The following is a 24,912-nucleotide window of genomic DNA, read 5'->3' on the forward strand; positions in this document are numbered from 1 at the left end:
CTACTTTAGCTGCTATAAAAGATATGGATAAGGCTTTTGGCAGTTCTATTAAGTCAATTAATGCAGTATTTGTAGCACAAGGTGGTGATATTGACTCAGTAAACCTTGTGGCTAAGGTATCAAATGATAAGTATGATAAATACGAAGTTACTAATACCTCTAACGCTAAGATCATTATAGGTGAACCTCGTGCTAAAAAAGTTTTCTTTGAAGCTAAAGGTGAATTAGTCGCAGCACATTACGTAGAAGTAGAAACGGGTGATTTTGATAGTAATAATTCAGAATACTTTAGTTATGTAGTATCGGCGGAAACAGGAAAAATACTATTTAAAAAGAATTTAACAAGTCATGCTGCTGATTTTAACTATCGTATTTATGCTGATGGCGATGGCAAACCATGGGATAGCCCACATGGTAATGTTATGCCTGCTCCATTAGGTAGTGATCCTGAAACTACTGCTGGTAATAACGTTACTGCTTATGTTGATGCTATCGCACCTCAAGGCTTTACTAATGGCGATTACATGGCAGAAGTGACTAGTGCCAATACTTTTGATTATATGTATGATGATACAGAGGCCGAGAATTCTGTTAATAATCGTAAAGCCGCAATTGTAAATTTATTTTTAATGAATAACTATTTACATGATGATTATTATGATCATGGCTTTGATGAAGAATCGGGTAATGCCCAAGTATTAAATTATGGCCGTGGTGGTGTTGAAGGTGATGCCCTTAATGTAGAAGTTCAAGATAACTCTGGCTTTGATAATGCCAACATGTCAACGCCAGCGGATGGTTACTCTCCACGTATGCAAATGTATCTTTGGAATACAACTCCTGTCGTAAACGGTGTGGATTATGGTGTAACTGTTACTTCGCATTCAAGTATTGGTTTACTTGCTAATGTTCAATTTCCAAGTTTTGGTCCTGATATTTTTTCTGTGTCGGGAGATTTAGTCATTATTGATGATGGCACAGATCCTAGTCGTGATGGTTGTGCAGAAACCGTTAATAGTGATGCTATTGCTGGCAATATTGCTGTTATAGATCGTGGTGCTTGTAACTTTGCCGATAAAGTTAAAAATGCTCAAAACGCTGGTGCGATTGCTGTGCTTGTGGCTAACAATGCTGATGGTGATGAACCGGCTCCAATGGGAGGAAGTGATGAAACTGTTAGCATTCCAAGTATGGGTATTTCACAAAATGAAGGCGCTACAATTTATTCATTACTAAATACTGGTCAAACGGTCTCTGTTGATATATTCAAGAAAGACTTATCACAAGTCTTTAAGGGGAGTTCTTGGGATAATGCTATTGTTGCTCATGAATGGGGCCATTATATTAGTAATCGCCTAGTGGGTAATGGTTCTGGTTTAAGTAGTAACCAAGCAACGTCAATGGGTGAAGGTTTTGGTGATTTCCATGCTTTATTATTTGCTTCTGATGCAGATGACAACTTAGTAGTAGGAAATGAAAATTATGCTGGTGGTTACGGTGATACAACTTATGTTGCTAGTTTTGTAGCTGGTATTCGTCAATATCCTTATTCAACAAATATGGAGATTAACCCATCTACATTCGCTGATGTTGAAGTGGATCCTGAAGTACATGGCTCCGGTGCAGTATATGCTGCTATGTTGTGGGATTCATTTATTGCGATGGTTAATGATGATCGCCATACTTTTGTTGAAGCTAAAGATTTAATGAAAGATTATCTTGTTGCTGGTTATAAGATGATGCCTTTGGCACCTACTTTTACTGAAGGTCGTGATGCCTTGTTAGCCGCTGCTTATGCTAATGATCCAGAAGATTATAAACTAATTCTTTCTGCCTTTGCCCGTCGAGGTATGGGATTAGGTGCAATATCGCCAAGCCGTTTTTCAACTGATCATACTGGTGTAGTTGAATCATATAAAACTGACTTAGATACTTTTTATGTAACAGAGCACAAAGTAAATGCCAATTATGAAGGGCTAATTTCTGGTTATTGTTCTAATGATAATATTTTAGATAAAGGTGAAACAGGTACTGTTAGTTTTACAATCCAAAATGGTGGTAATTCAGACTTAACTGACATTACAGGTAAAGTTATTGTTGAAAGTGGTCATGATGTAACATTTGCTAATGAAGGTGTTGTGACGTTAGGTGATATAGCAATATTCGGATCAGCTACGAGCGCACCTATTGAATTTACGCTTAATGAAGCAAATACTGGTGATGAATTAGTCCTTAAATTTATCCCTGATCTTCTTGATGGTGCTGAAGCATCTGAATACCTATTATCAACAACAGTTAATGTAGATTTTGAAACTCGCGAGTTAGTAGGAACTTCACAAACAGAAGACTTTAATACCTTATCTCGTTTACATGACTTTACCGAAACAGTTATCGCTGGTGGCGATCTTGCTATTGGTACTTGGGGTCTAGATCAATGGGATGAAACTGATGGAATGATTTCGGCTACAGCGAATAGTTTTACCTCAGATGTCGCATATCAAACACGTGCTATGTCAGTTGGCTATGATGGCGAATATACGGTTAGCTTCTGGCATCTATATAATTTAGAAGAAGAATTCGATGGTGCAGTAATTGAGATAAGAGTTAATGGTGGTGACTGGGCTGATGTTACTGCAATGGGAGGTGAATTTTTAGGTGATGGTTATACTGATATAGGTCTTGAAGATACAGAAGCCGCTATTGCTGGACGTGCTATGTTTTCAGGAGCTAACCATGGCACCGAAACCATTAATTTTGATGAGGTCTTAAATGGTAACCAAGTAGAATTCCGTTTCCGTGTAGCAACAGATTCTGCGTTTATTCCTGAGCCTTTTTCTGGCTTTGATGCGGGTTGGTATATTGATGATATGACATTTACCAATATTCAAAACAGTATATTCTCAAATGTTGTAGCAGGCGATACTTTTGCATGTGATAACCGTTTACCTCTAGTAATCGTTTCAGATAGTGTTTTATCTCAAACGGTAAATGAAGGTACTAATGTTTCATTAACCGCGCAAGCTAGCGATTCAAATGGTGATACGTTAACGTATTCGTGGGTAGAAACTTCAAATACTGGTGTCGTTATTATTGGAGCTGATAGTGCAAGTGCTAGCTTTACTGCACCTGAAGTTACTTCTGGTTCAAGTCAGGTAGAATTAACATTAACAGTAAGTGATGGTATTGATTCTGTAATGAATGATATTACTGTAATTGTTAATGATGTTGCTACTCCTGTAACTGAGTCTACAAAGTCTTCTAGTGGTGGTTCTACTTCATTGTTGACATTATTGTTACTACCTTTAGCATTACTACGTCGTCGTAAGTTCTAGGTATTAGTTAGTAAGCTAAATTTAGAAGCCAGCGTTTAGCTGGCTTTTTTATAGAGGAATGTATCGAATGAAAAAAAACAGCATATTAATGGTTCTATTTTGTACTAATTTTTTAATTATTTCATGTTCTCAATCGAACGATGAGAGCAGGCGTAACGACGAGCTTTCTGAGCAGAAAGAGGTCAAATTAAATCATGATACAGATATCAAGAAACGTGTTGAGTCATTAACAATGTCATCAGTAAAAGATTCAGCGATGAAAAACACCAAAGAGCCGATAAGAACAAATAAGAAAACACTTTTCTTTAATGGTGAAAAATACCTTTTTAGTGGTGGTAAGCTTAAAAAAGGTAGCGAGGTTCGTAGTATTTCCTCATCAGAAAAAGCCAGTATTCGCGGAACATTTGTGGTAGTTTCAAAAATAGAAAACATAACGAATGTATCAATTAAAAATAAGTTAAAAATAGCAAAAGATACTTATAGACTTACGCCTAGCAAGACCGATGATCTTATGGCTGTTTATAAAGAGTTGATGTTAAATGATTCTATAACTAAGGTGGAATTGGAGTTAGTTTATAGTGGTAAAAGAAATAATGCAGCAGAGTATTAACTATATTCATTGATCATTATAATCAGTGCCAACACAATGTTAGTGCTGGCATTTCTACTGTTTATTTTATTGTTACTTAAACGGCATTAGTGCTTTCAAAGATTTTATCCGCAGACGCAGCAACAAAACCCGTGTAAAGCTCGCCATCAGCTTTTGGATAACGTTTAGCAAATTCGTAGAAGCAGCTAGGGATCTCCATACTTGTATCGCTAAACTCAACTAAGGCTTTATCTGCTAATGTTGATGACTGTTCTAACATAACAGTTGCATCACCTTTAATTTCACCACCAGTGGTGTTTAATTTATATCCTGCTGCTTTCAATGTGTCATTAACAGCAATAATACAATCATAACCTTTAAGGTGATTAATACTAACGGTAAAGTGATTAGCTCGATAACCCCACGCAGCTAGCCAAGCAGCGTATTCACTTTCAGCTAGTAATATTTTATAGTCAGTTGAACTTATCTTCCATGGACGTCCAGAGTATAAAAAGTTTTCTTGTTCGCTAATGTTCTCTGGTAAATTATCCACCAATGAATGAATGATCTTTTGAATGGCTTCTGGAAATTCTTTAACGCGTAGTTCACTGATAAATACTTTAGGCATAGTGCTATCACTATGCTCAAAATGCTTAGCTGTTAATTTCTTAGCAGCAAAATCGTATTGACCACATTCTGTATAACCAATAGCTAATAAATGATTAGCAAGTTTGCTTAAATTAACTTTCTCGATATCAAAAGTACGGTAAGCAACATGATCGTTGATTACGTCTTTACCATCACCTAATAACTGGTGGATTTTATCTGCAGAAGGTGTTACAGCGATATACTGTAGCCAAATATTATTAAAGAGTTTAGTTACTGGAGCTGTCATTATTTTTCCTTTTTTTATCTGGGTAATTAATATAAATTAAACAAAAAAGGTAGTCGTAACAGTTAAAATTTTCAGAAGAAAATCAGGTGATAACTGACGCTACCACCTAAAATTATAGTTGATCGATACTCTTAAAAAAGCAGGGGCGAACCCCTTCTTCTCTTTTATTGGCAAAAATATAAGTATCTTTAAGTTTCATTAGTAAGTTCTTGCTAAAGTTTGATACCAGGGCTTAATGTTGCAGGTAAGCTAACTTTTTCAGCTTCCACTGAGGCAACCGGGTAAGCGCAATAGTCTGCAGCATAAAAAGCACTTGCTCTATGGTTACCACTAGCGCCAATACCACCAAAAGGTGCAGCACTGCTGGCGCCTGTGATTGGTTTATTCCAGTTAACAATACCTGCTCTGATACGAGTAAAGAAGTGATTGTATAATGCTTCACTATCACTTAATAAACCTGCAGATAAACCAAAACCAGTATTATTGCCTTCGTTGATTGCTTCATCAAAATCGGTATAGCGGTAAACTTTTAGTAAAGGACCAAAGTATTCTTCATCTGGCACTTCAGCAACTATATCTGTTACATCAATGATGCCAGGAGAAATAAAACCAGTGTTAGCTTCTAAATGCTTCAATTCAAGTAATGACGTTGCACCCAAATCAAGTAATTTTTGCTGAGCATCCACTAAACCTAAAGCGGCTTTTTCAGAAATCATTGAGCCAATGAAAGGTTGCTCATTATCATCATAATAACCAATCGTTAATGCTTTAGTCGCTTCAATTAGCTTAGCCATAATCGCATCGCCTTGTTCGCCTTGTTCGATGAACAAACGACGAGCACAGGTACAACGTTGACCTGTAGTGACGAAGGCAGATTGAATGATATCGTGTACAACAGCGGTTATATCGCTAACATCTTTCACGATAAGTGGATTATTTCCACCCATCTCTAATGCTAAAATCTTACCCGGCTGACCACCAAATTGTTCATGTAATAAATGACCAGTGGTAGAGCTACCCGTAAAGAAAAGCCCATCGATCATTTTATTGCTCGCTAGTGCTTTACCTGTTTCTATCTCGCCTTGTACAAGGTTAATAACGCCAGCAGGAAGGCCTGCCGCTTGCCATAACTTGATCACTTCTTCAGCTACTTTAGGTGTTAATTCGCTTGGTTTAAATACTACTGTATTACCGGCAATAAGCGCAGGAACAATATGGCCATTTGGCAGGTGACCTGGGAAATTATAAGGGCCAAAGACTGCAACAACACCGTGAGGTTTATGGCGAATAAAGGCTTTAGCACCAGGCATAGGGTTTTCAACAGTCCCTGTGCGTTCATTATACGCATTAAGAGAAATGTTTATTTTACCTACCATAGCACCAACTTCACCTAAGGTTTCCCAGCGAGGCTTACCTGTTTCTAAAGCGATAGTGTTGGCTAACTGTTCTTTGTTCTCTGTTAGGAGCTCTGCAAATTTAGTGATGATAGCGACACGCTCATCAAAGCTGATAGTAGACCAACTTTCAAAAGCAACACGCGCACTACTAATTGCTTGTTCAACTTGTGCAGGTGATGCAGTTTTTCCTTGCCAGATAACTTCATTTCTAGCCGGATTTAGTGAGGTGACATCATGACCTAAGCCTGGTTGCCATTGACCATTAATAAATTGAACGTTTGACATATTTATTCCTATTTTAAAGTAGGGTATTAATTAGGTAGAAGACGAACCCAGTCATCTTTCTGTACTTGTAACGCTTGAGCAACCTTATTGGTGATAACTACCTGATTAGCTGTTTCACGTAGTATTAATTTAACTTGTGTCGCTCTAAAGTTTTCAACTTGTGTGTTGCAAACAATATATTTTTGGTTACTTTCTTCTCCGCAGTTGTCGTCAATAAGTACTTGGTATTTATTACTTTCACGAATAGCTCTTATTTGGCTTCGCTCAGCTTCTACTGTTGGACCAGCATCAAAAATATCAACATAACCACGGCGAGAAAATCCTTCCGCTTCAAGTAAGCGTAAAGCAGGAACGGTATTATCATGTACCTTATTAATAACCTTTTGCGCTTCTTTACTAAGTAAGTTGACATAAACAGGATATTTAGGCATTAATTCAGCAATAAAGCCTTTATTGCCTATACCTGTTAAGTAGTCAGCTTTGGTAAATTCAATAGATAAAAAGTGTTCTTCAAGCCAGCTATAGAATGGCGATTGGCCATTTTCATCACTAACTCCTCGCATTTCGGCAATGATACAGTCAGAAAAACGCTCTTTATGTTCAGCAATGAATAAAAATCGACAGCGAGATAAAAATCGACCATTGCTGTTTTTTCTATGGCTTTCTTGTAAGAACAGTGTACAAATTTCAGTTGCACCAGAGTAATCGTTGCAAAGTGCAAGTGTTTCAACGGTATTGTGGATATTTAGCTCACGTGAACTATGGACAACTTTGCCCAAATGATAATGATAAAAGGCATTATCTAAGCCAACAGCCGCTTCAATTCCCGCAGTACCAACAACTTGCCCTGTTTCAATATCTTCCATCACAAATAAGTAGCCTTGGCTACCAGGTTGGTTTACTTGAGTTTTAAAAGACTCTTCTGAGTGACTAATACGTTTTCTAAGTATTTCTTCATTAACTGGCAATGAAGTAAAACCATGGCCAGACTCAATAGCTATACGATGTAAGTCGTCATAATCAGTCATTTTAATAGGACGGATGATAATCATAAGTAATTCTCGATGATTAAAAGAAGTGCTTGCTAGCCTTAAGTAAGGTAGCAAGCGTATTGAATAGCTATGTGAATTATGAAGTTATTTTGGCGATGGCTTTTTCAAAACGCGCTAAACCTTCAACTATATCTTCATCAGGAATAATCAGTGAAGGGGCAAAACGAACAATACTAGCGCCTGCAACTAAAGTCATAACACCTTCAGCCATAGCGGCAACTAAAAATTCTTTTGCTTTACCTTGATACTCGTCATTTAATACAGCACCAATTAATAACCCTTTACCACGAATTTCTTTAAATACGTTGTATTTAGTATTAATTGCTTGTAAACCGTCAACGAAAATTTTTGCTTTCGCTTTTACGCCATTAAGTACTTCTGGTGTATTAATTACATCAATTACAGCTTCACTCACTGCACAAGCTAATGGGTTACCACCATAAGTACTACCATGAGTACCTATTTTTAAATGCTTAGCAATGTCAGTAGTTGTTAACATAGCACCAATAGGGAAACCGCCGCCTAAACCTTTGGCTGTGGTTAATATATCAGGTGTTACACCAAGATCCATGTAAGCATAAAGTGAACCTAAACGGCCAGCTCCTGTTTGTACTTCATCAAAAATCAATAATGCATTATGTTTATCACATAATTCACGTACACCTTTGATGAATTCATCAGTAGGAGAAACAATACCACCTTCACCTTGTAATGGTTCGATCATTATGGCGCAAGTTTTGTCAGAAATAAGGGCTTTTACGCTGTCTAAATCATTATATTCTGCGTGTACAATATCTCCTGGTTTTGGACCAAAACCATCAGAATATGCTGCTTGGCCACCTACCGTTACGGTGAAGAAAGTCCGTCCGTGGAAACCTTGGTTAAAAGCTATGATTTGAGTTTTATCGCTACCGTGAACATCAATAGCCCAACGGCGTGCTAATTTTAAAGCCGCTTCATTTGACTCAGCACCAGAATTTGCAAAGTATACTTTTTCTGCAAATGTGCTATCAACTAGCTTTTTCGCTAAACGTAATGCTGGTTCATTAGTCATTACATTGGATAAATGCCAAATTTTTTCACTTTGCTCTTGTATTGCACCAACAAGCGCAGGATGACAATGACCTAAACAATTTACTGCGATACCACCAGCAAAATCAACATATTCATTGTCTTGTTGATCCCATACTCGAGAGCCTTGACCGCGTACTGGTATAACAGCTGAAGGTGCGTAGTTAGGCACCATGACATCATCAAATAACTCGCGACTAACAGAAAACTGTTCTGACATTTTTAACTCCTCAAAATTGGATGGGTAACTCGTTTGTTTAGCACTCATTTTAGTATATAAGTAAACTGATTTTTTGTGCTAATAATATTGTTCAGTGTTTCAAAAACAGAAGGTTATTATGACAGGAAAAATTATCGCTGTCTTGCTAGTGAATACCGCAAGCCATTAAAAACAAAGGCCTACCGTGTTTTATTCAAATATAATGAATATTTATTGCATGAAATAAAACGATTAAAAGATAGCTTTGTATAAGGCAGGGAGTTGACTTACTAAAAATGGATTATTAATGTTTTTAATAAATAATCAAAAATAAATTAGTAAAAAAGAGAAGGAACTAGTTAAATTTTAACTTTATATGGTCAATATCACTTTTTTTAAGCAAGGAAAGCTCAGTTTTATTGAGTTTTACAGACTCAAAAAGCGCTAAAGCTTCTTCCGTATTTATTAAATTATCTTTGGCGAGGTTACGGTAACAAACATACGCTTTAGCCTTAGTCACTATTTGTGCAATTGGGCACATTTTATCAATGGTGTCAGTATAAGCTAAGTCAAACATTGGCTCAGTGATTGGTAAGCGATCAAAGTTCATAAATTCCACTAATTCAGCGGATAGCTTACTACTACGTAAAACTAATTGTTCAAGCAACAATTCAGGCGGGTTTTCAATTTTAACGAGAATATCATGCAAGGGTTTATCTTTAGCATCAAAAGCGTCTCGTAATTCTTGTTTGTACATTCGGTTGTAAGTATTTAAAAAGCAGCGAGTTATGGCTAATTGACCAAGGTTGGACAACATACCGGTAGCGAAGGCAATATAGGTATTAGCGCCAGAGTGCTCAGCAAGAACGCTTGAAGCTAATGCGAGCGATAAACTATCATTCCATAACTTGCGTTTCATTAAATTAAAAGGGGCAGTGCTTTTTGGTAACCAATGCTTCAAAATAAACGTAGGCATGACTAGTTTTAAATTATCTAAGCCTATGTAACTAAGCGCAAGCTTAGCATCACTAACTTGTACATCGGCTCGTTTTCGATATTGAGGCTTATTAACTAAACTTATTAAGTCACCTGCAAGCCAAGGCAGTGAGGTAGCTAGAGGCTTGATTTTATTAATAGAGGTAGAGCGTAAAGAAAGTAGTTCTAAGATTGTTGGTGCTTCTTCTTCAATATTGAGCACACTGGTATACAAGTAGGCTTTATTATCAAACTCTTCATTTACTTGTTTATTTACTTGTGCAAAAAATGTCGCCATAACTTGTTGGCGAAAATGTTCTTTGCCATGATCCGCGACCATCTTTTCTTGCCGCGCAGTTTCTTCTACCGATAATAACTTTCTACGGCGATTTTTTTGCTCACTACCTTGAGATTCGACGAGATTGACTTTACCTCGACGTTGCTCAGCAAAACTTTTACTTATAGATAAACTAATCGCTTGTTGGTATATAGTAGAAGTTATGTCGTTGTTTTCAAAGAAGTGCATAAGGCTTGATTCATGTATAACAAGTTACTCTTTTACTTTAAAAGAGTATAACGTAAGGGTTGATTCTAAGGTGATTGGTTTGTGTTATCAAAGTATTAATGCGATAAAAAAAATTTCTTTAATTTTTAGAGCTAATCTTGTGAAGAGTACATTGTTAAAAAATTCTTCAAAAGAGCTTGGCCTTGCTCTGTTAGAATTGATTCGGGATGAAATTGAACACTACATAAGGCAAGTTCTTTATGTTGTAACGCCATTATTTCATCATTATTGCCTTGTTCATCAAGACTCCAAGCGGTAACTACTAATTCACTAGGTAAAGAAGCTTGATCAACTATCAGTGAGTGATATCGAGTGACTTGCAAAGAGGGTTTGAGCTGTTCAAATAAACCAGTAGCATTATGACTAATAATACTTGTTTTACCATGCATCAATTTTTTTGCTTTTACTATTTTAGCGCCATAATGTTGGGCAATGCATTGATGGCCTAAACAAACACCGAGTAAAGGAATTTTACCCGCAAAATTTTCTACTACCGCTAATGATATGCCTGCATTGTCTGGATCGCAGGGGCCTGGAGAGATAACTAAATAATCAGGTTTGAGGCGAGTAATTTCCTCTATACTAATTTCATCATGGCGAAAAACTTTGACTTCTTGCCCTAATGCTTGGAAGTAATGCACTAAATTAAAAGTAAATGAGTCGTAATTATCTATCATTAATAACAAAATGGATGAGCCTAGCCATGAAAACCGGGGCTATTCTAATATTTTTAACTAGAAGTTGGAAGTGAGAAAGTTGTACAAGGCTATCTTTATCTATTGTTTGTAAATAAGGCTTTGATGCTACTCAAAACCTTATTTTGGCTTATTTGTGCTTAATTTTGCACAGTCTTTCTTAGCAGAGTTATTAAATGCTAGTTTATATAACGCTGAATAGGATATTAGGAATGCTTAACTACAACATCACTCATAGCGATTGATGAGCAACATAAAATATAACCTTCTTGATGTTCTTGTGCAGTTAAGCCACCACTATCATCCATTAAGGTTTGTCTTACTTCCCCACTGATAAGTTTTGCTCTACAGCGACCACACATGCCAGCGCGACATGAGTAAGGTAAAATAAGTCCAGCATCTTCACCATGCTCTAGTAGTGTTTTTGCTTTCTCGTTGGTTACTTGGTCTAAAGCAGATACTTTGATGCTTTTGTTCCATTTTTCAAAGGCAATGGTTAATTTTTTGTTTGCGGGAGGAGTAACAATATCGTTAGTGGTATCATCTTTTGGTAAATCATCTATCGGCAAATTATCTATCTCCTGTGTGGCTTTAGGACTAATGAATGTTGGCGGATTTTGTGTGCTTAAAACGGTTAATGTATCACCTTGGCTTATGGTCCCTTTATTAAGTGCTATTAAATTTTGACCAAATAACACCTCACCATTATCATCTCGTCTAAATGATTTTAACATTTTTAATGGTTGTTGCTGTGGGTGTTTCTCACCATTTGTTGGATTAATTGTAGTAAATATACAGCGTTCACAAGGTTTACTTACTTTAAATTCTACTTCACCAATACGAATATGTTGCCAACCATCTTCAGCAAAAGGAAGGCAGTCATCAACGACAATATTTGGACGAAATTGTGCCATGGAAACATCTTGTTGTAAGCTATTATGCGGGTTAGCTAGCAGCCGTTCATTAAGTTCGTTTAATGATGCTTGGGAAATAAGTAGCAGAGGGTAGCCATCAGCAAAAGCGACTTTTCTTGATTCATCCGTATTAGGCTTTTTTTCTCGGTGAGAATTTTGGCCAAAATACAATAGTTCACAAGGTCGTTGTAAGTAATCACTAAACCAGTTACTCGCTTTTTGCGAGCAAAACTGTCCATTAACCTCATCACCCCAAACCGTCACTTTATGATATTGGTCGGTAAATTCTTTATACGATAATGTTAGCACTTCCATATTAGGTGCTGACAAGACTAATCCTTGACTGGTCATTGTTGTTTGTACCAAACATAACTTTGGCTCTGTTCTCGCTGTGATAAATTGTCCTGAAGGATCGCAAACAATAAAGCGTCTATCAAAGGCTAATCCAAGCTCATGAACCTTTGAATTAGGTAAACTTATACCTGCTGTCGATTTAATAGGGTAAATATGAATACTGCTAACTTTTGTCATTTCTGTATATTGTCCGATATTTTTTTACTTGTCATAAGTGGATACGTTATATTAACCCTTATAATCTTTCACCTACTTTCAGTACTTTTTTTGGCTCATGACAAATAAAATTCAACATATACACATTCTTGGTATTTGCGGCACCTTTATGGGCGGCATTGCAGCATTAGCGAAAGAGCTGGGTTTTCGCGTAACAGGATGCGATGCTCAGGTTTACCCACCAATGAGTACACAACTAGAAAAACTTGGCATTGAATTAATGCAAGGCTATAAAACAGAGCATTTTGATGATGAGCCAGATTTGGTCATCATTGGTAATGCTATGTCTCGTGGTAATGTGATGGTGGAGTATATACTTGACCGAAATATTCCCTATATTTCAGGTCCTCAATGGTTATTAGAAAATGTTTTGAAAAACTGTTGGGTACTTGCTGTCTCTGGTACACATGGTAAAACAACAACGAGTAGCATGCTTACTTGGATTTTAGAGTACGCACAATTATCGCCAGGTTTTCTTATTGGTGGTGTACCTCAAAATTTTGATTGTTCAGCGCGATTAGGCAATGCACCTTTTTTTGTTATTGAAGCCGATGAATACGATACCGCCTTTTTTGATAAACGCTCTAAATTTGTGCATTATCGTCCAAGAACATTAGTTATCAATAATTTAGAGTTTGATCATGGCGATATCTTTAATGATTTATCTGATATTCAACGCCAATTTCATCACCTTATCCGAATGGTGCCTAGCAATGGTTTAATTTTATCACCAAAGAATGAAGGCGCGATTAACGAAACATTAGCAATGGGCTGCTGGACCCCAACAGAGAAAAGCGACAGTGATAAAGGTTGGCAAGCTAATAAAATAGTTGCTGATGGGAGTGAATTTATTGTTACTTTTAATGGTAAAGAACAGGGCATTGTTAAGTGGGGACTCATTGGCGACTTTAATATTGATAATGCATTAATGGCTATTGCTGCAGCCAGACATGCTGGAGTACCAAGTCATATTGCTATTGAAGCTTTAGCCGAGTTTGTTAATACTAAACGACGTTTAGAATTACGGGGCACAGTAAATCAAATTAAAGTTTATGATGATTTTGCTCACCATCCAACAGCGATTGCTAAAACCCTTGCCGGCGTTAGAGCGCAAGTTGATAGTAATAATGTTCCAGGCCGTGTTATTGCAGTATTAGAGCCTCGTTCTAATACGATGAAATCTGGTGTACACCAAGACACCTTGCCTGGTTCATTAGCTCAAGCGGATCAAGTGTTTTTATTTCAAGGTGAACAAGTCAGGTGGTCAGTCAGTGATTTAATTAGTAACTGTCAACAGCCTTGTATTGTCGAAGATGATATTAATCAGTTAGTGAATGAAATTACGAATTATGCGCAAGCTGGGGATAGTATTGTTGTGATGAGTAATGGTTCATTCTGTTCTATTCACGAAAAATTACTTCAACGTCTTCACTTGAAATAGGTCACGTTACTCCCTTTGCTAAGCAAGTGACTTGTTTGGTGATTATCATTTAAAGTTAAGATTGATTGTATTATATTGTATGCAATCAAGCTTAGCTTGAAGCTATTCCACTATGATCTGAAACTATATTATATATATATGGTTTTGGCACATAAAAATAATCGAATAAAGGACTGTAGTATGTCGAAATACCTTCAGAAAATCATTACTGCCGGAATGATGTTAACAATGTCAGCATCTATAGTGAGCGTTAATGCCCAGACGAAAGAACTTAAAGAAGAAAAGGCCACTTGGTCGGTCAACTCACCACAAGGCGTATTTAAAAATGCGAGCATAGATGTTACTTCTGGTACATGGATGAATGTTGATGTTAGTCCAGACGGAACTACGCTACTTTTTGATTTACTTGGTGATATTTATACCATGCCCATTTCTGGTGGTGAAGCGACACCATTAATGACGGATATAGCATGGCAAATGCAGCCAAAGTTTAGTCCAGATGGTAAGCATATAGCGTTTACTTCCGATGAGGATGGTGGCGACAATTTATGGATTATGAACCGTGATGGTAGTAATGGCAAAGCTGTTTCAACAGAGCAATTTCGTTTATTAAATAGTCCTGCATGGTCTCCTGACGGTAATTACTTAATTGGCAGAAAACATTATTCAAGTACTCGTTCTTTAGGGGCAGGTGAGGTTTGGCTTTATCACAAAGCCGGCGGAAGCGGTGTAATGCTAACTAAAAGAGCTAATGAACAAAAAGATTTAGGTGAACCTGCTTACTCTGCGGATGGTAAGTATGTTTACTTCTCTCAAGATGCGACACCGGGCAAGACTTTCCATTATTCAAAAGATTCAGTGAAAGGTATATATAAAATAAAACGCTTGGAATTAGCCACAGGCGAAATTGATACCATTATTAGTGGTAAGGGGGGCGCTATTCGTCCAACCCCGTCACCTGATGGAAAATACCTGGCCTTTATTAGCCGTGATGATTTCTCTTCAAACCTATATTTATACGATTTAACCAGTGGTAAAGAAACAAAGATCTATGAAGATTTAGAACGTGATCTACAAGAAACATGGGCGATTCATGGTGTTTATCCTAATATTGCTTGGACGCCGAAGAGCGACAGTTTAGTTTTTTGGAATGGCGGAAAAATAAACCGTTTAGATATTACTTCTAAAAAATCATCGGTCATTGATTTTCATGTGAAAACTGTTAAAAAAATTCAACAATCATTGCAATTTAAGCAGAATTTACCACAAGATAAATTCAACGTAAAAATGCTTCGTGATGTTGAAATATCGCCAGATGGCGATAAGGTTGTCTTTGAATCTATGGGGCATATATATACGCGTAATATTAATAACGGTAAAGCGCAAGGTAAGGCGAAACGATTAACTAAACAACAAAGCCATTATGAATTAAACCCAAGCTTTTCTCGTGATGGTAAAAATATTGTTTATGCTACATGGAATGACGATAAACAAGGCCAGATTCGTGTTGTTTCGAGTAGAGGGGGTAAAGGCAAATCGTTATTAAATGAGCCAGGGAAATACATTGAGCCAACTGTTTCTCCTGACGGAAAAACAGTGGTATACCGTAAAATATCAGGCGGCTATATTACTCAGCCAACTTGGGATCTTAATACGGGAATTTATGCGATATCAGCCAAGGGTGAGCGCAAAGATCGTAAACCTGTTCTCATTACTAAAGATGGCATACAGCCCCATTTCGGCAGCAGCAATAATAATATTTACGTAATGCGCAATGGTGAAAAACCGCAATTAGCGTATGTGAGTCTTGATGGAAAAGAAGACAGAGCTCTTTATCAAGGAGAGTTTGCTACTGAGTATAACGTATCACCTAACGGTAAATATTTAGCTTTTGCAGAACGTTTTAAAGTATTTGTAACCCCTTTTGTTGAACGTGGTGATGTTATTACTATTGGTCCTAAAGGAGGTAATTTCCCTGTTAAACAATTATCAATGCGTGCAGGTGAAGGGATTAATTGGAATAGTGATTCAGATGAACTGTACTGGAGTTTAGGTGCTAATTTATTTCAAGCGAATATTACTGATCTTTTTGCAATAACTGATGCTGTGGATAAGAAAGAAAGTATTGATGACACGTCTAAAGAGGCATTAGCAACAGAAGTAACTAAAACTTACCTTGGCTACACTAGTGCTGTTGACAAGCCTTCAGGTATAGTTGCTTTTGTGGGTGGTAAAGTGATTACCATGGAAGGCGATAAAGTTATCGAGAATGGTACTGTTTTGGTTGAAGGTAATATAATCAAAGCGATAGGTAGTAAGTCAGATGTTACTATTCCTTCTTCAGCTATTGTTATCGATATAACTGGCAAGAGTATTATGCCAGGGCTCATTGATGCACATGCACATGGTCCACAAGGTAACAATCAAATAATTCCTCAACAGAACTGGAAAAACTATGCCGGTTTAGCTTTGGGAGTTACCAGTATTCATGATCCATCTAATGACACTAACGAATTTTTCGCTGCGAGTGAAATGCAAAAAGCAGGAAAAATTGTTGCGGCGCGTTTATTTTCAACAGGAAAAATCCTTTATGGCGCCAATGCTGCTGGATATACGGCACATGTGGATAGTTTAGATGATGCTAAGTTTCATGTTGAGCGCTTAAAAGAAGCGGGCGCTTTTAGTGTAAAAAGCTACAATCAACCACGCAGAAATCAACGTCAGCAATTTATTCAAGCGGCACGAGAGTTGAATATGTTGGTAGTTCCTGAAGGTGGATCTTTATTACAGCATAATTTAACTATGTTAGTTGATGGTCATACAACCTTAGAGCATTCAATTCCTGTGGCTAATATTTACGACGACGTGAAGCAGTTATGGTCGCAATCTGAAATGGCATATACGCCTACGCTTGTCGTTGCCTATGGCGGAATTTGGGGAGAGAACTACTGGTATGATAAAACTGATGTTTGGTTACATCCTCGTTTAAGTAAGTATGTACCAAGTGAGTTTTTACAACCTAGAGCGATGCGTAGACCAAAAGCGCCATTGCATCACTATAATCACTTTAGTGTTGCTAAGGTGGCTAAAGAATTACAAGACTTAGGCATTAAAGTTAATTCAGGTGGTCATGGACAACGTGAAGGACTGGCGATGCACTGGGAAATGTGGATGATGGCGCAAGGTGGAATGACACCATTACAAGCATTAAAAACAGCGACTATATCCTCAGCGCAAACGTTAGGCTTAGATGACCAGCTTGGCTCAATTAAAACAGGTAAGTTAGCCGATTTAATTGTTGTTGATGGTGATGTTAGTCAAGATATACGACAAAGTGATAAAGTAATTTATACTATGCTTAATGGTCGTTTATACAATGCTGAAACTATGGATGAAGTAGGGCATTATGATAATAAGCGTGCTAAGTTCTATTTCGAGAATTAACCAAGCGATATGACGACAAGTAATAAGAGTTATCTTTTTATTACAGTGTTATATGCCTGTTTATAAAGTAAATATATACCTGCTAAACAGGCATAATAAGTTCATTTTCTTAGATTAGCATAATAAGTTCATTTTCTTAGATTAGAGTAGATTCGTTTAAATTAAATGGTTAGCTTTTATAATTATACCAATCTCACTAGCTATGTGATCATTTCTACTTGCTAAAATCACCAACTACATCGTTATTTATTTAATAATTAGAACAACTAGTTATTGCAATAAATGCCTTGTATTTGGCAATTTTTTCTACGTATAAAATTGTTCACTTAATTAATGAAACTGGTATTAACCATTTTTTCACTTAAATTTTTTCATTTAAAGGATAGCGAGTGAATTTAAGTCGCTAAGGTAAGAAAAACGATAGAAGATTTATAGGGGGTGAAACTGAGTACAAGGGGATATTTATTAATAGATAATAACTCTCAATGAAATAGTGCTATGGCTAAAATAATTGGCTACTACGGTTATTCACACTGAAGCAAAAGCACCCTCAAACAAAAGCACCCTCAAGCGAATGCAGTGACTAACCCTTATTGCGCTGTTCTACTAATAAATACTCTTTAATGTTTTTGGGCTTCCCCCAAGTTATTAAATTTTATTTTATTCAATATCTAATGGCTCGGGTGATAAAATAATACCGGTGTTATCAGCATAGATATGATCATCAGGCAATATAGTCACACCACCAAAGTTAATCGCAATATCAATTTCACCAAACTCATTATCGTTGGCGCCAACAGGAATTGAAACTAGCCCTTGAATACCGATATCTATTTCTTCAATCGCGTCAACATCACGAACACTTCCATAACAAACAATACCTTCCCAGCCATTGTTTGCAGCAGTTTCTGCGATATCTAAGTCAATTAATGCGCGTCTAGTTGAACCACCACCGTCAATGACTAGTACCTTGTTTGTACCTTCGGTCATGACTGTTTGTTTGATTAGTCCAACGCCTTCGAAGCACTTTATGGTGACTACCTTGCCACCAAAAGAATGTCGGCCACCATAGTTGCTAAAAATAGGATCGATAACGTCAATTAAGTCAGCATAGATATCACACAGTTGCGAAGTATCACATTCCATAACAATAGCCTTAAGTTTTAGAGATAATATCTATTAGTATAACCTGCTGAAGTTAAAATAAAATAGCTACTTGTATTTTGGGCTAAAACTCTCTTTAATAGATCATTCATTATCACTAATAATCGATTTATTAATGCTTGTAACTACAGACTCATTTACATTTTTATTTGCTATGCAAGCAATTGTGTTTGCTATTTTGTCATTAGTATTTTTAGTGTACTTTCGATCTTTTCAGCGTGAATATATCAAGTACTGGCTATTTAGTTTAGTTTCGCTAAGTGGTTATTATGCTATTAGCGCGTTACTTCCTATTACTGATATATATATAAATAATAACAATTTATTACTATTCTATGAGCAAATTCAACAGACTACTTTATACCTATTTTTAGTTTTTTTATTGCTTGGCCTCTATAGCGCAAAAATAACGTTAGCAAAGCGTTTTGTTAATCTTGTTGTGCTGTTAACTATTATTGTAAGCTCTAGCGCATCAATTCTTTATTTATTTAGCGAAAATAGTGCGACTATTTATTTTGAGGTTAAAGCACAAGTACAAAGCTTTATTTTCATTATTAGCTTCTTAAGTGCAAGTTGTTATCTTTTTATTGATAAAAAACCACACTTTTCTAGCAAACTTTTATTTGCATTTCTTCTCATCTCAGGCATTCGCTATCTAGCTTATGTACCCATGACGATTATGGCCTTAACGGATGAGTGGATTAACCAATTTACGTTACTTCTCACTTATTTTGATATTGGTGCTCACAGTATTTTAGGGTTTATATTACTTATTTGGACACAAGGAGACGAGCGCAATATCTCGAAACAGTCTATTATTCGTGAACAGTATTTAGGAAAGCATGACGTCTTAACGGGGGCGTTAAATCGCACCGAAGTGATGAAAAAATTAACGGAGGCAATTACTATTGCTAAACAACAATCATGTAAACTTGCTGTGTTTTTAATTGATATTAAACAGTTTAAATTTATTAATGATACTTATGGTTTGAACGTAGGTGATTGCATACTTAAAGAAGTAGCAAATCGCTTAAATAACAGTCTTTTGAAACCAAAGGCTGTAGGGCGTTTAAGTGGTGATTCTTTTATGTTTGTTATTGAATACTATAATGAACCGTCAGTTGCTCGGGTGCCTGAGCATCTTCATCAAATTATTAGCCGCCCTTATCAATATCATGATCAAGAAGCACATATTCAAGCGAGTATTGGATATACTTCTTTTCCTGAATATGGTGAAAATGCTGAAGAACTACTACAAAATGCAAACCTAGCTTTGCATCATGCAGAAACTAATAATATATCTACCATCATTTTTGAATCAGGCATGCAAGCAGGTGGACGACGTTTATTATTAAAAGAAAAAGAGCTTAAAAATGCCATTATTAACGATGAATTCGTTCTGTTTTATCAACCACAATTAAACCTATTAACAAATCGCCTAGAAGGGGTTGAGGCTTTAGTACGTTGGCAGCACCCTACCAAAGGTTTATTACTACCGGGTGAATTTTTAGGTGATATAGATACTTTGCTTATGAATAGTCAGTTTGATAACTATGTTTTAAGCAAGGCTTGTAGTGCGAATGCACGGTGGTATGAAAAATATAAACGCAGGGTAACAATTGCCGTTAATATTACTGCTGTTGAATTTCAGGACCCTCAATTTGTCAGTAATATTCAAACTTTATTACGCGATAATAATTTGTCTCCGAAGTATTTAGAGTTAGAGATTACTGAAAATGTAGTGATGACAGATATTGATACTGCCATGAACACGATTACGTCATTACAAAGTATGGGTATCAAAGTATCAATTGATGATTTTGGTACAGGGTATTCATCTTTAGCCTATTTACGCCAATTACCCATAGATAAAATTAAAATAGATCGTAGCTTTATCACTGAAGTTGCAACCAATGACTCTGATCTAACTATTGTTAAATCAATGATAAAACTCTCGCATGGTTTAGGGAAGCGTGTGCTTGCAGAAGGTGTTGAAAATAAAGATCAACTTAACGTATTACGAAATATGGGTTGTGATGCTGTTCAAGGATACCTTATTGATAAACCATTGCCGGAAGAAAAATTTGTTACTTATTTGACTAAACAAAATAAAACCACAAAAACCTAGTTATATTTATTGTTATCTTTAGGCGTTTTTACTACTTAACTTATTGTTTACATGGATTTTATAATTTAGGCGCTGTTTTAGTTTTTTTAGTTTGTATCCGCTCTTTCGTGACTTCATCGAGCTTAATCATGTAAGAGTTTCTACCTATACCATAGAACTCTTCATCAGTAAAAATAATGGTATTCTCGTCAGAAAAAGTCACTGCTTCTTTTTGCGTGACTATACCCAAATCAATTTTATAGGCATCACCTGAGAAAAAATCATCACCTTGCCAATTTTCAAATAACCATAGACGTTCAGAGTCTAATAGTACTAATTTACTTCTATCAGGGCTTAGTGCTGCAGAAGTTATCCAGCAGAGTTTTTGATGTGTTGTACAAGTATTAAAGTTACTAATAAAACTGGCTTGATAATTATCAGCATGATCACCAATTTTATATAAGTTAGTATCACCATCAAACGGCTTAGTTCTATTTTTTGAAAATAAATATAAGTGCCTTTTGTAAAAAACAAATGCTTCTAAGTCAAAGTTTTTTTCTGACGCTTTAGGTGGGAAGTTCCGATGTTCTGGAAAGGTGAATTTAATTATTTCCGCTTCAGTTTCTGTCCCTTTAATATCAATAGGGTTCTCAATTTTATAAATGGTAAGCCATTTACGCATATTGTCATTATTACCAAAGTCACCAATAAAAAAGTGTCCAAAATCATCTTGAGTCATATCTTCCCAATCTAAATTTCGTCCATTAGTAATAGTGACTGATTTTTTGATTTTACCATCGCGTTGTACTTGATGTATTTGTGCTGAATTACCACCATCATTGATAGCCCACAAGTTACCTGCTTTGTCGAATTCAATCCCCGAAACTTCTTTAAGTTTGCTGTCTAAGGTGACGACTTTACTACTATAGAGCTCGTGAGATTCACTTAATATTGCTGCTAGAACGACGACCGCACTAAGGCCCACAAACGCATAAAACGATTTTTTTATCATTAATTTTCCGTGTAAAGTTAAATCTATATGGTCGCGAGTATTGAAAAGCTAGGTTGACAAAACTATATATAAACGACAATAGCACTAGAGGTACAAGAATAGCTTAATTTATAATTGAGTGATATTGATCATTGCTTCACGAGAGTGCCCAGAGGCTTTTAAATTTGTAAGATAGTGTTGCCAGCGAGTGTCATGTTCTTGTACTAATAATGCAATATACTCAGTTGAATATATTGCGTTATGTTGATCATTAAAAATAAACCGATAACCATGTTTACCTAAATTTTCAATTGTAGTTAACACAACATCTTTTTTATGGGTAACTAAGCTATTTTGCTTTGTTGGTTTATTTGCTGTGGGTGTAAAAACACGTAAATATTCAAAAGGTAAACAAGCTACCTCACCATTGTTAAAATCAATAGTGATGTTTTTTTTATTTGCATTTATCAAAAAACTTTGAATATTCATAAGTGCCTGTAAAGTAGATAATAGGGTTAATTTTTAGAGAATGAAACGGCTTAAGTCTTCGTTCTGTATAACGTCATTCAACGTTTTATCAACATGATTTTTATCAATAACGATTTTTTCACCTGAACGCTCATCAGCATTGAAAGATAGTTCTTCAGTTAATCGCTCCATCATAGTATGTAAGCGGCGAGCTCCTATATTTTCAGTAGTCTCGTTAACTTGCCAAGCGGCATTCGCTATTGCTTGAATACCATCATCACTAAATTCAATATCCACACCTTCTGTTGCCAGTAGTGCGATATATTGCTCTGTTAGCGAAGCAAAAGGTTCTGTTAATATTCTAACGAAGTCTTCAGTCGTTAAGGCTTTTAGTTCTACTCGAATAGGTAAACGACCTTGTAATTCAGGAATTAAATCTGATGGCTTAGCCATTTGGAAAGCACCAGAAGCAATAAATAGAATATGGTCAGTTTTAATCATGCCGTGTTTAGTGCTGACAGTAGAACCTTCAACTAAAGGTAATAAGTCACGCTGAACGCCTTCACGTGATACGTCACCGCCACTATTGCTATCAGCACGTTTACAAATCTTGTCTATTTCATCAATAAAAACAATGCCATTTTGTTCTACTGCATAAATAGCTTTTTGCTTAATGTCATCTTGATTAACTATTTTAGCGGCTTCTTCTTCTTGCAACGCCTTAAAAGCATCTTTAATTTTTAATTTACGCTTTTTAGTTTTATCATTCGACATACTTTGGAACATGCTTTGCAATTGCGAAGTCATGTCTTCCATGCCGGGAGGCGCCATAATTTCTACGCCGACTTGTGGTGCGGCTAAATCGAGTTCAATTTCTTTATCGTCTAATTTACCTTCACGTAATTTTTTACGGAATATTTGACGAGTACTGTTATTGTCACCTTCAACATCAGTTTTTTCGGCATTACCAAATCCATCACGAGCAGGAGGTAATAAAACATCTAAAATACGCTCTTCAGCGGCTTCTTCTGCTAAATGTTGCACGCGATTCATTTCGTCTTCTTTAACCATTTTAATTGCCATATCGGCAAGGTCACGAATAATCGTCTCAACTTCTTTGCCTACATAACCCACTTCTGTGAATTTTGTGGCTTCAACTTTGATAAAAGGAGCACGAGCCAGTTTCGCTAAACGACGCGCAATTTCAGTTTTACCTACACCGGTAGGGCCTATCATTAAGATATTTTTTGGTGTTACTTCATTGCGTAACCCTTCGTTTAACTGCATTCTACGCCAGCGGTTACGTAAAGCGATGGCAACAGCACGTTTTGCTTCGCTTTGGCCGACAATATGGGCATCTAATTCATGGACAATTTCGCGGGGAGTCATATCTGACATATTTTAATCCTCGTTTTGTCTTGATTCATCAAAACAATAATCTTTTGGAAATATAATGGAGAAACTACTATTAAGCTCGAGGCTTACAATTCATCTATCGTGTGAGATTGATTAGTGAAAACACATATATCACCAGCAATCGTTAAGGATTTCTCAACAATTTCTTTGGCGCTTAAATCGGTGTTTTCTAATAATGCGATAGCGGCTGATTGGGCAAAATTACCACCACTACCAATAGCGATTAAGTCATGTTCAGGTTGAACAACATCACCATTACCGGTAATAATTAATGAAGCAGTTTCGTCAGCTACTGCTAATAAAGCTTCAAGCTTTCTAAGGGCGCGATCACTACGCCAGTCTTTGGCTAGTTCAACGGCGGCTTTGGTTAAATGGCCTTGATGTTGTTCAAGTTTACTTTCAAAACGCTCGAAAAGGGTAAAAGCATCAGCAGTACCGCCGGCAAATCCAGCCAATACTTTATTGTTATATAAACGACGAACTTTTTTGGCATTACCTTTCATTACGGTATTACCTAGTGACACTTGACCGTCACCACCAATGGCTACTTTGCCATTACGTCTAACTGAAACAATAGTAGTCATGTTAACTCCAATCTTAATAAATACATTTTTTGTTGTAAATAAAGTTGGGGTTATTAATGAGTTTTCAAGGATAGAATTTATTTTATAGTCATTCTATCCAATTTATTTTAAAGGAAGGGTTATTTCCACAACCAAACCTGACAACCATTAATCTTGTTATTACGTAATTTATGCTTATCTTGTTCTGCTGCGCGTTTTCGTGAATATGGGCCTAAAACGACTTTATACCATATATTATTCTTTCCTTGTGCGGTTTGAATTGAACTTTCTAGCCCAGAAAAAGCAATTTTAGCTCTTAGTGATTCTGCTTGGGCTGCTGTTTTAAAAGAACCACATTGCATTTTATAAGGACCATTTTGTTTAACTTCATACTGTCCTACTTCAATTTCTTTGGTTTTTAAATTTTCAACATAAGTCCATTTTTCTTTAGGAGGAGCAGGCAAGTCTTTCTCTTTTTTAGGCTTAACTTCATGTTGCGTTTGAATAGGCGTTTTAGTTGTTTCGTCTGTTTTTAAAAACCATAAACTATAGACAAAAACGGAAATAAATATGATGGCTATCAGGCCTAAAAACTTTAGTTTTCGAGTCGAAGTTGGATCTGGTTGTGCCGATTTTTTTTTGTAAGGGCTATTTTTTTTCTTTTTTTGCGGTGTACGAGAAATATAATCTTGATTTGACATGAACTACAGAAGAACCAGGAAGAATGTAGGCTATTTTATACTTAAGTTATTTCTAATTACAAGTAGATATAGCGAAAG

18 protein-coding genes are annotated in these 24,912 nt (G+C 36.4%); 5 read left to right on the forward strand and 13 right to left on the reverse strand.

The annotated features are described in order from the left end of the window. Positions 1 to 23: 23 nt before the first annotated feature. Positions 24 to 3,332, forward strand: a complete 3,309-nt coding sequence (locus GQS55_RS02695) for a M36 family metallopeptidase (RefSeq protein ID WP_159817733.1) — start codon at positions 24 to 26, stop codon at positions 3,330 to 3,332. A 67-nt stretch (positions 3,333 to 3,399) separates the two neighbouring features. Continuing rightward, positions 3,400 to 3,942 (forward strand): hypothetical protein, encoded by a 543-nt coding sequence (locus GQS55_RS02700; protein ID WP_159817735.1) that lies wholly within the window; start codon positions 3,400 to 3,402, stop codon positions 3,940 to 3,942. Between the two features lie 76 nt (positions 3,943 to 4,018). On the opposite strand, the gene GQS55_RS02705 is transcribed toward GQS55_RS02700, so the two are convergent. The 7 genes from GQS55_RS02705 to GQS55_RS02735 form a co-directional block, all read right to left on the reverse strand. Then, positions 4,019 to 4,816: a DUF1338 domain-containing protein gene (locus GQS55_RS02705; protein WP_159817737.1), complete on the reverse strand. Its 798-nt coding sequence runs from the start codon at positions 4,814 to 4,816 to the stop codon at positions 4,019 to 4,021. A gap of 212 nt (positions 4,817 to 5,028) precedes the next feature. Beyond that, positions 5,029 to 6,498 carry a succinylglutamate-semialdehyde dehydrogenase gene (astD, locus tag GQS55_RS02710; protein WP_159817739.1) on the reverse strand — a complete coding sequence of 490 codons (1,470 nt, stop codon included), beginning with the start codon at positions 6,496 to 6,498 and terminating at the stop codon, positions 5,029 to 5,031. Positions 6,499 to 6,524: 26 nt separating this feature from the next. Further along, complete coding sequence (gene astA, locus GQS55_RS02715) at positions 6,525 to 7,550, reverse strand: arginine N-succinyltransferase (RefSeq protein ID WP_159817741.1); 1,026 nt, start codon at positions 7,548 to 7,550, stop codon at positions 6,525 to 6,527. Between the two features lie 76 nt (positions 7,551 to 7,626). Continuing rightward, entirely contained in the window at positions 7,627 to 8,841 is a 1,215-nt protein-coding gene (locus GQS55_RS02720) for an aspartate aminotransferase family protein (protein ID WP_159817743.1), read from the reverse strand. A 334-nt stretch (positions 8,842 to 9,175) separates the two neighbouring features. Continuing rightward, positions 9,176 to 10,321: an HDOD domain-containing protein gene (locus GQS55_RS02725; protein WP_159817745.1), complete on the reverse strand. Its 1,146-nt coding sequence runs from the start codon at positions 10,319 to 10,321 to the stop codon at positions 9,176 to 9,178. A 131-nt stretch (positions 10,322 to 10,452) separates the two neighbouring features. After that, positions 10,453 to 11,046: an anthranilate synthase component II gene (locus tag GQS55_RS02730; RefSeq protein WP_159817747.1), complete on the reverse strand. Its 594-nt coding sequence runs from the start codon at positions 11,044 to 11,046 to the stop codon at positions 10,453 to 10,455. 215 nt (positions 11,047 to 11,261) lie between these two features. Next, positions 11,262 to 12,500, reverse strand: a complete 1,239-nt coding sequence (locus GQS55_RS02735) for a YcbX family protein (RefSeq protein ID WP_159817749.1) — start codon at positions 12,498 to 12,500, stop codon at positions 11,262 to 11,264. A 97-nt stretch (positions 12,501 to 12,597) separates the two neighbouring features. Between GQS55_RS02735 and mpl the strand changes: the two genes are divergently transcribed. Together mpl and GQS55_RS02745 are read left to right on the forward strand one after the other, a co-directional pair. Beyond that, on the forward strand, positions 12,598 to 13,980 hold the full coding sequence (gene mpl, locus GQS55_RS02740; RefSeq protein WP_159817751.1) for a UDP-N-acetylmuramate:L-alanyl-gamma-D-glutamyl-meso-diaminopimelate ligase: 1,383 nt from the start codon (positions 12,598 to 12,600) through the stop codon (positions 13,978 to 13,980). A 180-nt stretch (positions 13,981 to 14,160) separates the two neighbouring features. Beyond that, positions 14,161 to 17,424 carry an amidohydrolase family protein gene (locus GQS55_RS02745; RefSeq protein WP_159817753.1) on the forward strand — a complete coding sequence of 1,088 codons (3,264 nt, stop codon included), beginning with the start codon at positions 14,161 to 14,163 and terminating at the stop codon, positions 17,422 to 17,424. 660 nt (positions 17,425 to 18,084) lie between these two features. Here GQS55_RS02745 and rraA read toward each other — a convergent pair. After that, the gene (gene rraA / locus GQS55_RS02750) at positions 18,085 to 18,570 is read right to left on the reverse strand and encodes a ribonuclease E activity regulator RraA (RefSeq protein WP_159817755.1); all 486 of its coding nucleotides are present in this window, start codon (positions 18,568 to 18,570) and stop codon (positions 18,085 to 18,087) included. Between the two features lie 133 nt (positions 18,571 to 18,703). On the opposite strand from rraA, the gene GQS55_RS02755 reads away from it, so the two are divergent. Then, entirely contained in the window at positions 18,704 to 20,716 is a 2,013-nt protein-coding gene (locus GQS55_RS02755) for a putative bifunctional diguanylate cyclase/phosphodiesterase (protein WP_159817757.1), read from the forward strand. 58 nt (positions 20,717 to 20,774) lie between these two features. Here the strand turns inward: GQS55_RS02755 and GQS55_RS02760 are convergent, their stop codons facing one another. From GQS55_RS02760 to GQS55_RS02780, 5 genes are all read right to left on the reverse strand, one after another. After that, on the reverse strand, positions 20,775 to 21,707 hold the full coding sequence (locus GQS55_RS02760; protein ID WP_159817759.1) for a hypothetical protein: 933 nt from the start codon (positions 21,705 to 21,707) through the stop codon (positions 20,775 to 20,777). A gap of 108 nt (positions 21,708 to 21,815) precedes the next feature. Beyond that, a complete protein-coding gene (locus tag GQS55_RS02765) occupies positions 21,816 to 22,175 on the reverse strand; it encodes a gamma-butyrobetaine hydroxylase-like domain-containing protein (RefSeq protein WP_159817761.1) in 360 nt (119 codons plus the stop codon). Positions 22,176 to 22,208: 33 nt separating this feature from the next. Further along, entirely contained in the window at positions 22,209 to 23,552 is a 1,344-nt protein-coding gene (hslU, locus tag GQS55_RS02770; protein ID WP_159817763.1) for an ATP-dependent protease ATPase subunit HslU, read from the reverse strand. An 83-nt stretch (positions 23,553 to 23,635) separates the two neighbouring features. Then, entirely contained in the window at positions 23,636 to 24,154 is a 519-nt protein-coding gene (hslV, locus tag GQS55_RS02775) for an ATP-dependent protease subunit HslV (protein ID WP_159817765.1), read from the reverse strand. A 119-nt stretch (positions 24,155 to 24,273) separates the two neighbouring features. Then, positions 24,274 to 24,834: an SPOR domain-containing protein gene (locus GQS55_RS02780; RefSeq protein ID WP_159817767.1), complete on the reverse strand. Its 561-nt coding sequence runs from the start codon at positions 24,832 to 24,834 to the stop codon at positions 24,274 to 24,276. Positions 24,835 to 24,912 lie beyond the last annotated feature (78 nt).

This window comes from Colwellia sp. 20A7, from assembly GCF_009832865.1.
In the GTDB taxonomy this organism is placed as follows: Bacteria; Pseudomonadota; Gammaproteobacteria; order Enterobacterales; family Alteromonadaceae; genus Colwellia.